13 protein-coding genes, 1 pseudogene and 2 riboswitches are annotated in these 13,190 nt (G+C 45.3%); all 14 genes and pseudogenes read left to right on the top strand.

Annotation, left to right across the window (positions count from 1 at the left end):
- Nucleotides 1-831 precede the first annotated feature (831 nt).
- The 14 genes and pseudogenes from CAGA_RS03800 (at nt 832) to CAGA_RS03865 (ending at nt 13,156) form a co-directional block, all read left to right on the top strand.
- Nucleotides 832-2,226: an MATE family efflux transporter gene (locus tag CAGA_RS03800; protein ID WP_135657891.1), complete on the top strand. Its 1,395-nt coding sequence runs from the start codon at nt 832-834 to the stop codon at nt 2,224-2,226.
- Nucleotides 2,227-2,372: 146 nt separating this feature from the next.
- A pseudogene (locus CAGA_RS12795) lies at nt 2,373-2,628 on the top strand (hypothetical protein); the annotation flags it as partial.
- Nucleotides 2,629-2,878: 250 nt separating this feature from the next.
- A riboswitch (cyclic di-GMP riboswitch) is annotated at nt 2,879-2,965 on the top strand.
- A gap of 55 nt (nt 2,966-3,020) precedes the next feature.
- Nucleotides 3,021-3,106, top strand: a riboswitch (cyclic di-GMP riboswitch).
- A gap of 94 nt (nt 3,107-3,200) precedes the next feature.
- Nucleotides 3,201-3,863: a prepilin peptidase gene (locus tag CAGA_RS03810; protein WP_167875146.1), complete on the top strand. Its 663-nt coding sequence runs from the start codon at nt 3,201-3,203 to the stop codon at nt 3,861-3,863.
- Nucleotides 3,864-4,146: 283 nt separating this feature from the next.
- A complete protein-coding gene (locus tag CAGA_RS03815; protein ID WP_207669542.1) occupies nt 4,147-4,329 on the top strand; it encodes a Flp family type IVb pilin in 183 nt (60 codons plus the stop codon).
- A 171-nt stretch (nt 4,330-4,500) separates the two neighbouring features.
- On the top strand, nt 4,501-4,989 hold the full coding sequence (locus CAGA_RS03820; protein ID WP_167875147.1) for a TadE/TadG family type IV pilus assembly protein: 489 nt from the start codon (nt 4,501-4,503) through the stop codon (nt 4,987-4,989).
- A gap of 15 nt (nt 4,990-5,004) precedes the next feature.
- Entirely contained in the window at nt 5,005-5,523 is a 519-nt protein-coding gene (locus CAGA_RS03825; protein WP_135657897.1) for a TadE family protein, read from the top strand.
- A 43-nt stretch (nt 5,524-5,566) separates the two neighbouring features.
- A complete protein-coding gene (locus CAGA_RS03830) occupies nt 5,567-6,022 on the top strand; it encodes a TadE/TadG family type IV pilus assembly protein (protein WP_135657900.1) in 456 nt (151 codons plus the stop codon).
- 61 nt (nt 6,023-6,083) lie between these two features.
- Complete coding sequence (gene cpaB / locus CAGA_RS03835) at nt 6,084-6,785, top strand: Flp pilus assembly protein CpaB (RefSeq protein WP_135657903.1); 702 nt, start codon at nt 6,084-6,086, stop codon at nt 6,783-6,785.
- 13 nt (nt 6,786-6,798) lie between these two features.
- Nucleotides 6,799-7,989, top strand: a complete 1,191-nt coding sequence (locus CAGA_RS03840; protein ID WP_135657905.1) for an AAA family ATPase — start codon at nt 6,799-6,801, stop codon at nt 7,987-7,989.
- Nucleotides 7,990-7,995: 6 nt separating this feature from the next.
- Nucleotides 7,996-9,345: a CpaF family protein gene (locus CAGA_RS03845; RefSeq protein ID WP_135657908.1), complete on the top strand. Its 1,350-nt coding sequence runs from the start codon at nt 7,996-7,998 to the stop codon at nt 9,343-9,345.
- A gap of 24 nt (nt 9,346-9,369) precedes the next feature.
- A complete protein-coding gene (locus CAGA_RS03850) occupies nt 9,370-10,299 on the top strand; it encodes a type II secretion system F family protein (protein ID WP_135657911.1) in 930 nt (309 codons plus the stop codon).
- Between the two features lie 10 nt (nt 10,300-10,309).
- Nucleotides 10,310-11,224, top strand: a complete 915-nt coding sequence (locus tag CAGA_RS03855) for a type II secretion system F family protein (RefSeq protein WP_135657914.1) — start codon at nt 10,310-10,312, stop codon at nt 11,222-11,224.
- Nucleotides 11,225-11,227: 3 nt separating this feature from the next.
- Nucleotides 11,228-11,560, top strand: coding sequence for a DUF192 domain-containing protein (locus CAGA_RS03860; protein WP_135657916.1), 333 nt, complete (start codon nt 11,228-11,230; stop codon nt 11,558-11,560).
- 45 nt (nt 11,561-11,605) lie between these two features.
- Complete coding sequence (locus CAGA_RS03865) at nt 11,606-13,156, top strand: coiled-coil domain-containing protein (protein WP_135657919.1); 1,551 nt, start codon at nt 11,606-11,608, stop codon at nt 13,154-13,156.
- Nucleotides 13,157-13,190 lie beyond the last annotated feature (34 nt).

Genomic DNA, 13,190 nt, shown 5'->3' on the forward strand with positions numbered 1-13,190 from the left:
AAGTCAACAGGAAAATTCAGATACAAAAGAATAAATAAAAATTTCAAGAATTTATTAAAAATTATATTGACATTTACTAGAAATCAGTTATAATATAATCAAGAAAGAGAGAGGGATGATTAAGGACGGCGTTCGAAAAACTGCTAATTAAGGTGGCACCACAAGAATGGCGCCATGAAAAAGCAGGGGAAGGTAGCGCCGGAAAAATCGATCTTCTTGAAAGGGGTGGGTCCAATGGGCAGTAAAATATCCTCAGAAACGCAGTATCCAGTTCGTTGGGCACAGCGTTAATTCCTGAATAGTGTAAATTTAAAGAGGAATGTTTTGGAATCCTTTTCACAATTGAAAGGGGAAAATCATTGAGCATTCAGAATTCCATACATTGGTTAGGGTCTTAGCGACACGATTTTGCAACCCGTTTTTAAGCTTTCTTAAAAAGCGGTTCGTTTAGGACATTTTAAGGGGTGAGTCCAAAATACAGTTAAGTACGCAGCTCTAACAGAAACAAGAAATTGGTGGTTCCGATGTTTATTTAATGGATTGGATTCTTATTCGGGCTCCGGCAGGATTGCCGGAGCTTTTTTATTCTAAATCGGCATACAACTAATGTGGTTTTATCAAACGGGATTTTTATTGGAAAGCGGCTTTCTTACCCTTATTATATGTAAAATACAAAAATTTGTTCAAATGAAAGCTTTTTAGTTTTCCCCGGATAGCCAATTTCTAATGAAAAAACGGGTCGGAATTTGTTGACTAATTTTGCGGTATAAACTGTTAATAGGCAGATAATTATGTTAAGATAGAAGAAATACAATATAAAGATGTGATTGTGTGACAAAGACCGAATTTTTAACAAAAACCGACCAATTTCTTAACAAACACTTTTCTGGAGAATCCATCCATTATCGCCAAGTAATTTCTATTATTTTACCGATTTTAGTTGATCAGGCGTTTATCATTTGTCTGAGCCTGCTGAATACCGCGATGATCAGCTCTTCCGGTGTGGCGGCGGTCGCCGCCGTAAACATGGTGGATTCTCTAAACATATTCTTAGTCAATGTTCTTATTGCCGTTGCGACAGGTGGCACCGTGGTTGTTGCGCAGTATAAGGGAAGCGGGAACGACGCCATGGTGTCGAAAGCCGCGGCCAATTCGCTGACTTCCGTATTTCTTCTGGCTTTTGTAATTAGTGCGGCGGTCGGCGTTTTCCATACCCCGACGCTGAACCTGTTGTTCGGAAAAGCGGATGCCGAAGTTTTCGAAAATGCAAAAGTATATCTACTGGGAAGTTGCCTGTCCTATTGCGGCATAGGGACAGTAGAAGCGGTCTGCGGCGCTCTTCGCGGCGTGGGCGAAACAAAATCCTCCCTCCGGCTTTCTCTTGCGATGAACCTTTGCTATGTTGTTCTGAACTTTGTATTTATTACGATTTTACATATGGGTGTTTTCGGGATGGTCATTTCCCTGAATATCGCCCGCTATGTAGGTGCTGGCTATTCGATTTATTACCTGCTGAAGGGCGATACCACCGTCCATTTTAAAGTGAAGGACGCCCTGCAGATTAGTACATCCATGCTGAAACGGATTTTCTTTGTCGGGATTCCGTTTGCCGCCGAGCAGATGTTCTTTAACGGTGGGAAAATTCTGACGCAAACCTTTATTGTTCAGCTTGGCGTTTATGCCATGGATATCAACGCGATCTGCAACTCCCTTGCCGGGCTTTTTCAGATTCCGGCAAACGCCTTGATCCTGACGACGGTTACCGTGGTCGGCCAGTGCATGGGACGGCGGGATATTCAGGATGCGCGGAAATTCATCCGCTCCTTCCTCTGGCTGTCGTCGCTGTCCTTTGCGGTGACCATGCTGCTGATCATGCCGTTTATACGCCCGCTCTTGACCCTGTTCCATCCGCCGGAGGCGGTTGTCCCCACGATTATCCAGATCATGTGGATAACTACGCTGGCAAATATACCGGTATGGTCCATCAGCTTTTTAACCCCAGCTGCGCTTCGTGCCGCGGGGGATTCCAAATTTACGTCCATTTCTTCCATGCTCACCATGTGGTTGCTCCGCGTGGTGCTTGGGTATGTTTTGGGGATCGTGCTTTCGTTCGGGATTGTCGGCGTTTGGGTTGCCATGATTTGCGAATGGGGCGTGCGCGGACTCATATTCCTACTGCGGTTCCATGGGGATAAGTGGTACCAGCACCATCTGATCGATAATTAATTCTGTATGGAAAACTGGTGCGGCGCGCTGCCGTGACTTTCTGGTAGTTCGGGATTGACGGCACGCCGATTTTTACACACCTGTCACGACAAAAGGCGTTGATCAGGAAAAAGACAGCTTTTTTACGACTTATAATGGGATGCTGATGGGTCGGTGAATTATATCTGGAATACCATAGGGGTACTTATACCTCCATGGCGAGGAACAAACGCGGCAACCGCAAAAGCAAATTTGCACTAATGAATCTGGAACTGATTTCCGTTTGGGCGGAAGAATACGGCGTCGCATATCCGGAGGAAGAAATCAGCACTATGTGGCGGACGGTTCTTCTGAACCAATTCCATGACATTCTTCCGGGTTCCGCCATAAAAGATGTTTATGATGTGACCAGAACGGAATATGCGGAAATACAGAAGAAATCGGAAGCTCTGACTAAAGAACGCTTGGATGTGATCGCTTCCGCGCAGGGGACGGGGAGGGATTCGGTTGTAGGCCAAGCTTGGAAACGATGCGGGAATCATCGGCGCCGCGGTTTTAAAATAAATGAACCTTTCTATACTTTTGTATTAATGATTTTTAAAAATTATTTAGTGGAACTATTGACAGGACGAATTTCTTGATATATAATTAGGACGAATCAAAAAGAAAATTACATATTAAGGTGCAAATTTGTCGAAAGGCAAAGACGCTAAACTATAGGGCCTAAGGATTTTATAATCTATGGCAGCCAGTTCCCTTTTGCAAGGATTTTTGGACGAATTTTTCTATCCGCAATTGGCTTTATACCATTGCGGATTTTTTTTATGCAAACTTATCGAAAGATAAGGACGCTAAGCCATAGGGTCTAAAGGATGACGTCCCATGACAGCCGGTTTCCTTTTGTGCATAGAGAGCATTTTTGAATGTATCTCTTTAGCCCACAACTGGTTAAGTTGTGGGCTTTTATTTTTGTTTGCAGGGGTTGGGGTATAAAGATGTTAAAAATACTTTTTGCATGCGCAGCGGGGGTTGTCGGGTTTCTGTTCGGTTTGTATTTTCCCGATATAGTAAATTCCCTGATAGTGAGAAAGTGCGGACAGAAAGGCAGAGAGCTACCGGGCAAACTGGAATTTGGCAATACTGTCAAACTTGCGGTTTCTGTTGGCTTTTTCTTCGTTTTTAGCGGGATATCTTACCAGATATTCTCTGCAAGGTCTCTCTTTCTTTGTGCCTTTGTTGCCATTACGGCCGTTGCCACCGTAATTGACCATAAAATCCGCATTATCCCGAATGAGATTTGTTTGGCGCTGGTTGTTTTCGGGCTTGCCTACCGCTTTCTGGTGAATGGAATATATGGACTTTTAGAGTCTGTGGAAGCGTGTGCACTAGTTATAGGTATTTTCTTGATTTATTATGTAATCTTCTGCAGAAGAAAGGGATTTTATAATGGCATTGGGGCAGGAGATATCAAACTGGCGTTATCGACAGCTGTTGTCGTGGGATTTCCGGCAGTCATGACCTCGTTACTATATATGTCTGCCGCGCTGATTATTTATTGCGTCGGCGGATTGCTGCTGAAAAAGCTAACGCTCACCAGCCTTTTCCCGATGTGTGGATTTATCATGATCGGTTTTCTATTCGGCGTATTTGCCGCTTGAAATAATTTCTGAAAGAAAGTGGGTGGTTCATTTGTTGGGAGCCTTTTTGGAACAGGAAGATGGACAGAGTATGGTGGAATACGGCCTTATACTTAGTCTGGTAATTCTTGCGGCAATGGCAGGTTTTTCAGCCTATTCGAGTGAAGCGAGAAAAATGCTGGAGAGAACTTGTAACACGGTGGGGCAAGCTTTACCCCATTAAGACAATAATTTCTTTCGTCAAAAATCACCGGAGGGTGAATTTTTGAAATAAATTTATTTTAGGGAAGGGGGGGGAATAGACATGAAAAACATGCTCAACTGGCTTGCAAACGAGGAAAGCGGCCAGGGAATGGTGGAGTATGGCCTGATCCTTGCCTTGATTGCTGTTGTAGTTATGGGCGCAATGTCAGGCATTGGTACTAAGCTTCAAGGTATGTTCAATGATATGGCAGGTAAAATTGCCGGAAATACTTCTACCAAGTAATTTTCAAACAAAAGATGCGGAGCAAGAGGGGGAACCCCTTTCATACAAAAGGGATTCTCTCTCTTTCTCAATTGATTAAGGTATGAAGCATTTGTTGAAAAATGGCGGGGAGTTAAAGAATAGTAAGTCATATTCATGAGTATTGAACAAGCAAGACATAGGAATTGTATTATGAGCAGAAATGGATTTTTAAAAATGTATGGAGAACGCGGGCAGGGTTTGGTGGAATTTGCTCTGGTACTGCCGGTTCTTCTGATCATATTGGGAGCGGCTGTTGATCTTGGTAGAATGATTAATTACAAAATCATCCTGCAGAATGCTGCTTCCGACAGCGTAAGAAGTATGAAACAGGAGTCCGACCTGAATCCGGATGTCATAAAAAGCAAGCTGTATGAAAAGTACGGGGACCAGCTCGATTTCAGTCAGTTTCAAGTCCGTTCTTCCGGCGGGGATGTTCAGCGAAAATATTATACATACCATGCGAACAGCTGGTATGGGTTTGTTGACAGAACGAGCTATTACGATTATTTTGACGCAACCATATCCGTAAATTATCGCATGAAGATGGCAACGCCCGTTATGGCAATGATTGCGGGGGAAGCGGTTACGCTTTCTTCGACGTTTACCGGTCAGGTTTATATAAACGGGTATAACGGATAAATGGGAAGTGAACACATGGGCGGTTTTCTTGGAAGAAAAGATGAAAAAGGGCAGAGCTTGGTGGAATTTGCACTTGTTCTACCATTTTTTCTGCTTATATGTTTTGGAATTATCGATTTTTCATGGATTATGCACCAATCTATCACGTTTAATCATGCGGCTCGGCAGGCGGAATGGGGCGTTACTATCACCGACCGCTCCGAAGATTACCCTGTGTCTGTGTACGGGAGGGAGGCAGCATCGCTGATTGTCGGGAAAATGTTGGAGGATTCCACTTTAAAGAAAAGCAACCTGACAATTTCCAATCCTTCTGTTGATATACGAACCCAGTACCAGCAGTATTATCTTCCGGCTGCGAATGGAGGGACAAGGCGAAGCCTACGAAAATGGCGGCTCATTACAGTAAAGGCTGATGTGAATTATGAAGTTCCGTTACTTACCCCGGTCGCCAAAACATTGTTTAACGGAAATCTGACTTTGCATAAAAGCATCAACAAAGAAAGAGTATTAACGTTCAAAGACCGCAATACATAAAAGTGATTCCGTCAATTCTTGAAATTGTTTTGAGGTTTGATTCATGTTGGAAAAGAAGACAAATGAAAAGGGAAGCATCAGCGTTCTTTTTGCATTTTTATTTGTGGCTCTCATGCTTTTTACAAGTTTTGCTACCGACGCCGGAATGCTGTACTATCAACAGCTGCGCTTGAAGGAAGTCGGAAATGTGATTCGCGAAGCAAGGCTTAACAATGAAACGGTTCTCCAAAATTCGACGCATCCAGCCGAAACTTTGGAGAGGCTTGCAAAGGATTATGCGGTGAAAAACGGGCTGCGCGCGGATCAGGTCACGGTTGACTTTGCCGATTTGGAAAATGAATCGACATATACACACCGATATTATGAGATGAACATCTATCTGACGGATACGTATCAATATAAGGCATTAAGTATTCTTGGTTTTCGTGAACAGAAGATCCGGGTTACAATCCATGGTTACGGAGATGTCGAAAACTCGGCAGGAGTATGGAAACCATAGAAGTCAAAACAAGATGGGAAATGCATAATCAAGAACAGGAAAACCGGCAGGAGGAAGGTATATGAAAAAAGTCCGTATCATTGCGGGTATAGCAGCTTTGCTGACTTGTTTTTTGGTTTATTCCTTTTTCAGCGGGAACAATGAGGCGGCAAAGCAGGAAGCTATGATGACGGTGCTGGTGGCGGCGAAAAATATTCCCGCCCAGACGCAGATTACAGACGACATGGTTGCCGAAAAGCAGATTCCGAGCAGTCTCGTGCTGCCGGATACTGTTCTGACAAAAAGCGATGTGGTGGGGAAGTACTCCAATGCCAGTATAGTTGCACAGGAGCCGCTATTGAAAGGAAGATTTACAAAACCTTCGGAAAGCGGACTTGCCTATACTCTCAAGAATGGAATGCGGGCAATTACGCTTACGGTGGATTCCGAAACGGGAATTGCCGATATGGTAAAAGTAGGGAACCGGGTCGATATTATCGTAGTGTCTTCCGATGAGAAGAATAAAAAGAACAGCAAGGCGGTTACTTTTTTGCAGAATATAGAAGTGATTGCGCTCGGCGGTGGAACGGATTCGAAAGGTTCATCCGGCTACGAGGATGTGACGCTGTCCGTTACACCCCTGGATGCGGAGAAGCTGTCGCTGGCGGTGTCAACGTATGGCCGAGTGAAAGGCAACAACAGCCTCAGGCTTGTTTTGCGCCCTCAGGAGGACAAGAATACGGCGGCTGTTAAGAGTGTAACCATTCAGGATATTATGGGATAAAGGAAGAAGAGCCATGAAGATCAAGGTATTGCTGGTTGGCCGGGTGGAAAATTTGGCGAATATGCAGCGGATGATTCAACATGATAGTGATATTTCCATAGTCGGAACCGTGCAGGCAGAAGCGCGCGTATTGGATGAGATCAGTTCTTCCAACCCGGACGTTGTCGTTTTGCACGTGGATCAGGGAAATGTGGTTTTCCGAATCTGCGAACAGATTTATTTGCTGCGCCCCCGCTGTATTCCCGTTCTGCTGGCGGAAAATCCCGATATGAAAGTCCTGCAGCGGGCAATGCACGTGGGAGTTCATTATGTGTTTCCTGCTTCTATGGAAGGGTCCGAATTGGCAAACCATTTAAAGAACATTTTCGCCAATGAAACCGCACGGTTATCGGTTTTGCAAAAAGGGGCGGAAGCCAATGTCCGATCACGGATCATCATGGTTTTCGGGGCGAAAGGCGGTATTGGGAAAACAACTTTGGCGGTCAACCTTGCCGTTAGTCTCGCCAGCCGGGGAATGCGCGTTGCATTGCTGGATCTGGATATGCAGTTCGGGGATATTGGGATTTTCCTGAACTTGCATTCCTATGAGACATTATCCGATCTTCTGGAAGAACAGAATAACCCCACGGCCGACACAATCCGCAGGCACCTTGCCATCCATTCGTCCGGCGTAAATGTTTTGTGCGCCCCCAAAAGTCCGGAATACGCAGAGAATATATCTGCATGGCAGATTGAGAAAATCATCACGGCGCTTCGCGCTTATTTCGACTACATTGTAATCGATACAGCAACCCTGTTCAGCGACATCAACCTGTCCTGTATTGATTCCTCGACATTGATTATGTTTGTTACGGGGTTGGATATCGCTGTTCTGCGGAATTCTCAAAAAGGGATTGATCTTATCGGTTCCCTCAAGCAGAAAGAGAAAATCAGGCTGATTCTTAACCGTGATTCACAGACGGATATCACAAAGACAGATGTTGAGAGGATTTTAGGCTGTCCAATCTGGCACAGCGTGGAAAATGACGAGAAAGCTGCTGTGTCTGCTATAAATGAAGGAATACCTCTTATTACCGGATTTCCCAAAAATAAAATCAGCCGCGATATTGAAGAAATTGCAGCGCACATTGACGAAGAATTAAGTGCGGACGGCAGCAAAACCGTAAAGCAGAAGAAAAAGCAAAGGCGTGTGTTTTGGAGGTAAGAATGCATGGGTTTATTGGAAAGGTTGGAGAAAAAGCAACAGATTGAGCCGGATAATGCTTATCGGGGAAATCAAAGTAAAGTTGATTTTGACAAGTATGCGGAGCTGAGGGAAAAAGTTCATCAGGAGGTCATTGAGCTGGTTAATTCCGGCGAATTCGGAAATGACGGGGATGAAACGATTTCTTCGGCTGATCTTTTAGAATCCATACAAAATATTGTTTCAAGGCAAAATGTACCGTTGACGAGGTCGGAACAGAATCAGGTCGTTCAGGAGATTTTCGACGACGTAGCGGGGCTGGGACCGCTTGAGTCCCTTTTACGGGATGATACCGTGTCGGAAATCATGGTTAACGGGGCCCGCAATGTGTATGTTGAGCGGGGCGGCAGAATCGAGCCGCTTGGAAGCGTTTTCCGCGATAACGCCCAGGTCATAAACGTGATCAATCGAATTGTTTCATCCGTTGGCAGACGATGCGATGAATCCAGCCCGATGGTTGACGCCAGGCTTCGCGACGGTTCGCGTGTCAACGCGATTATTCCTCCGCTTGCCTTGAGCGGCCCGACCATCACAATTCGAAAATTCCCAAAAAGATCGCTCAAGATCAGCGACCTTATCAATGTAAATTCCCTTTCTTACCCGATGGCCTCTTTTTTGGAGGCATGTGTAAAAGGTCGGGCAAATATCATTGTCTCCGGCGGAACAGGCAGCGGAAAAACGACCCTGCTGAATGTCCTGTCTGATTTTATCCCGGAAAATGAGCGCATTATTACCATTGAAGATTCCGCCGAACTTCAGCTGATGCAGCGCCATGTTGTTACGCTGGAAAGCAGGCCCGCGAACGTTGAAGGGAAAGGACGCATTACCATTCGCGACCTTGTACGAAATTCCCTGCGTATGCGGCCGGATCGGATTATCGTGGGTGAGGTCCGCTCCGGAGAAACGCTGGATATGCTTCAGGCGATGAATACGGGGCATGATGGGTCGCTTACTACTGCACACGCGAATTCTCCCCGGGATTTGATTGGAAGGCTTGAAACAATGGTGCTGATGTCGGGAATGGAATTACCTGTCCGTGCGATCCGGGAACAGATTTCATCTGCGCTTGATCTTATTGTCCATCAGGCAAGATTCCGGGATGGCAGTAGGAAAATCGTCAATATTTCTGAAATTGTGGGCATGGAAGGCGATGTGATTACCCTTCAGGATGTATTTACTTTCCGCGAAGAGGGCTACGACGGAAACGGAAAGATTAAAGGCAGGTTTTCCCCCACAGGCATACGGCCCCATCTTGCCGCACGGCTTTTGGAGCAGGGAATTCCCGTCCGGGATGAATGGTTCCGTGAAGTGTCGTAATTTTGACAGAAATGGGGGAATTCCATGAAATATATTCTTTCCATAAGTTCTGCGGTTGCGGTGTATTGTTTCGTCAGCCTGCTCCTTATGCACGCTTCAAAGAAGAATTTTCGCGTAAAACGCCGTATTGCTTTCTTTGCCGCAAAAGAAGGTGCTGCAGGGGATTCTTCCCGAAAAAGCATTCATAGGAAAATAAATCTCAGGTTTTTAAATATCCCGCAAAAAATCGCCTCCGGATTGGCGTCGGCCGGCATTCCCCTCACGCCAGATGAATTTATCCTGTTATGGGCCTGTGTTTCTATCGTTCCACCGGTTATCGCTTCTTTCTTCTTGGGATTATGGGTATCGCTGCTTCTTGTCGTCCTTGGGGTGGCAGCACCTCCGCTTTATGTGAGCAGAATGCAGAAAAGACGGTTGTCTTTATTCAACCGCCAACTGGAAGATGCGCTTCTGGTTATCTCGAACAGTCTCCGTGCCGGTTTTACTTTTGAGCAGTCACTGGAAAGTGTTGCAAACGATATGCCGCCGCCGATCGGGGAAGAATTTTTAAAAGCAATCCGGGAAGTGCGCCTGGGAGTTCCCGTCGATATGGCGCTCAATTCTTTGGCGGAAAGAATGCAGAGCCGGGATTTGCGGCTTATGAATTCGGCGGTCCTGATTCAGCGTCAGGTTGGAGGAAATCTCTCGGAAATCTTAAGTAAAATTTCCGAGACAATCCATGATCGTATTCAGATTCAAAAAGAAATTAAAGCGCTGACCGCGCAGGGGCGAATGTCGGGAGCAATTATCAGTATCCTGCCCGTGTTCCTTTTCCTGGTGATGAATATTATTTCACCTGGCTATTCAGCGCAACTTTATCAGAACCCGATGGGAATCATGATGCTTGTAGTGGGAGTATTTATGGAAATCATAGGTTTTCTCGTTATTCGCAAGATCGTAAATATCCGTTTTTGAGGTAGAGAATATGCAGGCAATATGCAGCGGAGTTTTGGCCTATCTTCTGGTTCTGCTGTTTTTTGGCAGAAAAGAAATGAAAGCGGAACGTCTTCAGAAAAGAATGGCCGCAATTAATTCAGGCGGATCGGACTCCCTAAATGAAGAAAGTACAGATGTTTCTTTTTTTGACCGCATTTTAAAACCGTTTGTAAATCGCATTATTGTTGGAATTTCCAAACTGATTCCGAAAACGCCCAAAAACCTTCAAAAAATAAATGCCCGGCTCAGGCTCGCCGGTATCCATATGAAGGACAGCGAGTATCAGGCTATGGTCATCCTTGTCACCCTTTCCTGTGGGGCGTTGGGCGGTTTCTACGGGCTTTGGATGGGTCAGCCGCCGAAGCAGATCATTCTATTTGTTCTATATGGAATTTTAGCAGGTTATATTCTGAATCGATTTAAGCTCGAAAGCGCCATTACGCGCCGGAAAGAAGCCATGGCAAGCCAGCTTCCCGAGCTTTTAGACCTTTTAAGCGTCAGTATGGAGGCCGGCTTGGGGTTTGATCAGGCGGTTCAGTACGTCACAAAGAACAACGAAGGGCCGCTTGCAGAGGAGTTGGCGGTTGCCCTGCGCGAAATGACGCTTGGAAAATCTCGCAAAGACGCCCTGCGGTCCTTAGCCCAACGGTGCGAGGTTGAAGAAGTTAAAACTTTTGTCGGGGTAGTGGTTCAGGCGGACGAATACGGCTTTTCCCTAAAAGACATCTTGCGCGCGCAGGCGGATACAGTCCGCATGGCGCATAAGCAGGAGGTTAAGGAAAAAAGCATGAAAATTCCAATCAAGATTTTATTCCCGTTGGTTCTTTTCATTTTCCCGGCTTTGTTTATTGTCCTTCTCGGACCATCTGTTCTATCAATTATGAAAATGTTTACGGAGATTTGAAAGATGAAAGTAATGCAAAATGGGGCTGTTATTGCAGATCGCGTTTCTATTGCGGACGGTTTTCTAAAAAGGCTGAAGGGCCTTATGGGGAAGAAAACCTTACGAAAGGGAGAAGGTCTCTTACTGGAAAATTGTTCTTGTATCCATACCTGTTTTATGAGATTTGCAATAGATGTTGTTTATTTCAGCAAGGAATACAAAGTATTATATGTCGAAACGCTTCCTCCATGGCGGGTAGGCAGAATTGTGAAAGGGACTAAAAACATTCTGGAGCTTCCCGCGCATAGCGCCGCAGGCCTTGCTGTCGGCGAGGCCTGCACCATAGAAGGCGCATAGACAAGCGTTATTACTCCATAAGCGGTGAAAGGATATGGTTCGGTAATGGAAAAAAAGGTTTATCAGATGACAACAGAACCGGAAGATTTCTATGATGATTCAGATCTCTATGCAATAAGGAATCGTAGCGAACAGGAAGATTTAAAAGACAAACTGAAGCCTTCGCTGTTGGGCGGGTATGCAAAAAAGGACGTGGATCACTTCATTGAGGAAATGAAAGAACGGGAAAGGCGCATGAAGGCCAATCTGGAGCAGCAGGTCAAAGACCTTTTGATCGAACGGTCAAACCTGAACCATGAGTGCCGCTTGTTGAAATCGCAGTTGAGCGAAACAGAGAAAATCGGGGCGGATTTTGAAAAAGTTCAGGAGCGCCTGCAGCAGTATATGAAAGAAAAAACGGATTTGCAGGCGATTCTTGATAAAACGCAGCAGGATTATCAGGTACTGCAAAGATCCATGGAAGAGATCACGGAAAAATACAACCGCAGCTGCGAACAGATGCAAAATGTTGAGTCGGACGAAATCCGCACCCTTAAGAAGCGTCTGGAGGAATTAAAAACCTATTGCGCCGGCTTGGAACAACATGTTGCCGGCACAAAGAAAGAGAAAAAGAGCCTTCAGGATGAAGTGCAGCGGCTAAATGAGGAACTGGCGCAGAGGGGCGGGGATAATTCGGAATTAAGCAGTTTGCAAAGCAGCTTCCAGTCCCTGCAGTCTAAGTATGCTAGCCTTGAAAAAAGTTTTCAGGAAAAATCCTTGGCGTTGGAAAGCGCACAGAAGGAATTCTCCCGGCTGGAGAATGAGGTTACCCAGAAAGAGGAGCAATTGCGCCAGATGGAGGACAGATATGCCAAAGAAGTGGAGCGCACAAAAAGGCACTTCCGGCTTTGGGTTCATAAAATGCAGAAACAGCGGCAGCAAATCCTTTCTTTGCAGAAAGAGGTTGATAACGGCATAACCGCGAGGGCGACACTTGAACAGTTGCAAAAAGAGTACAGCGATTTGCACAATGATTATCTGCGGCTGAAAGATCTTGTCAGCGTCCTAGAAAATCAGAAAGAGGACATGCAGGTTGTGCTGTCGAAATATCAACATCAAGAGCAGGAGAATATTTCTTTAAAAAGAAGAAATGCCTGCTTGTGTCAAGAGATTCGAAATGTCCATCACTCTGTGCAGTATATTCTCGATCAAATGGATCGGCAGGCAAAGGCCGCAAAATCACTTTTGGAACGGTCGAAAGGCGAAAAAGAGCAGTTGAATATCTTAATGCGCGAAAAAACCGATCTTCAGGTAAAAAATGTAAAGCTGTTGGCTCAGCTAAGTGCCGGAAACGACCGAATTCAGAGGCTCGAAGAGGAGAATGCTCAGCTCTCTCAGCAGTTAAAAGCATATCAGGAGGAAATAAATGTCCCTGAAAAGCTTAACAAGGATTTCAGCGGTGCTGTTTCCAGCCACAAGTTCGAGGATTCCGGGGATGACCAAGGGGAAACAGTTTCGTCTGGTCAAAAAAATATTCTTTTTCCATTTGAAGAGGCTCAGCAAAAGGCAAAAAAATTAGCAGAATGGACGTATATGGAAAGCGGGCAAGAAAATTAAAAGTCGTTCTTAAAAGCGGGACCTTTAAATTCGG

The sequence above is a fragment of the Caproiciproducens galactitolivorans genome, from assembly GCF_004768785.1.
Lineage (GTDB): Bacteria > Bacillota > Clostridia > Oscillospirales > Acutalibacteraceae > Caproiciproducens > Caproiciproducens galactitolivorans.

What these genes read in the sequence shown, in the direction of transcription:
- CAGA_RS03825 (WP_135657897.1), top strand. Translation starts at nt 5,005, where the DNA reads ATGGGCGGTTTTCTTGGAAGAAAAGATGAAAAAGGGCAGAGCTTGGTG.
- CAGA_RS03820 (WP_167875147.1), top strand. Translation starts at nt 4,501, where the DNA reads ATGAGCAGAAATGGATTTTTAAAAATGTATGGAGAACGCGGGCAGGGT.
- CAGA_RS03830 (WP_135657900.1), top strand. Translation starts at nt 5,567, where the DNA reads ATGTTGGAAAAGAAGACAAATGAAAAGGGAAGCATCAGCGTTCTTTTT.
- CAGA_RS03810 (WP_167875146.1), top strand. Translation starts at nt 3,201, where the DNA reads ATGTTAAAAATACTTTTTGCATGCGCAGCGGGGGTTGTCGGGTTTCTG.
- CAGA_RS03855 (WP_135657914.1), top strand. Translation starts at nt 10,310, where the DNA reads ATGCAGGCAATATGCAGCGGAGTTTTGGCCTATCTTCTGGTTCTGCTG.
- cpaB (WP_135657903.1), top strand. Translation starts at nt 6,084, where the DNA reads ATGAAAAAAGTCCGTATCATTGCGGGTATAGCAGCTTTGCTGACTTGT.
- CAGA_RS03815 (WP_207669542.1), top strand. Translation starts at nt 4,147, where the DNA reads ATGAAAAACATGCTCAACTGGCTTGCAAACGAGGAAAGCGGCCAGGGA.
- CAGA_RS03865 (WP_135657919.1), top strand. Translation starts at nt 11,606, where the DNA reads ATGGAAAAAAAGGTTTATCAGATGACAACAGAACCGGAAGATTTCTAT.
- CAGA_RS03860 (WP_135657916.1), top strand. Translation starts at nt 11,228, where the DNA reads ATGAAAGTAATGCAAAATGGGGCTGTTATTGCAGATCGCGTTTCTATT.
- CAGA_RS03850 (WP_135657911.1), top strand. Translation starts at nt 9,370, where the DNA reads ATGAAATATATTCTTTCCATAAGTTCTGCGGTTGCGGTGTATTGTTTC.
- CAGA_RS03845 (WP_135657908.1), top strand. Translation starts at nt 7,996, where the DNA reads ATGGGTTTATTGGAAAGGTTGGAGAAAAAGCAACAGATTGAGCCGGAT.
- CAGA_RS03840 (WP_135657905.1), top strand. Translation starts at nt 6,799, where the DNA reads ATGAAGATCAAGGTATTGCTGGTTGGCCGGGTGGAAAATTTGGCGAAT.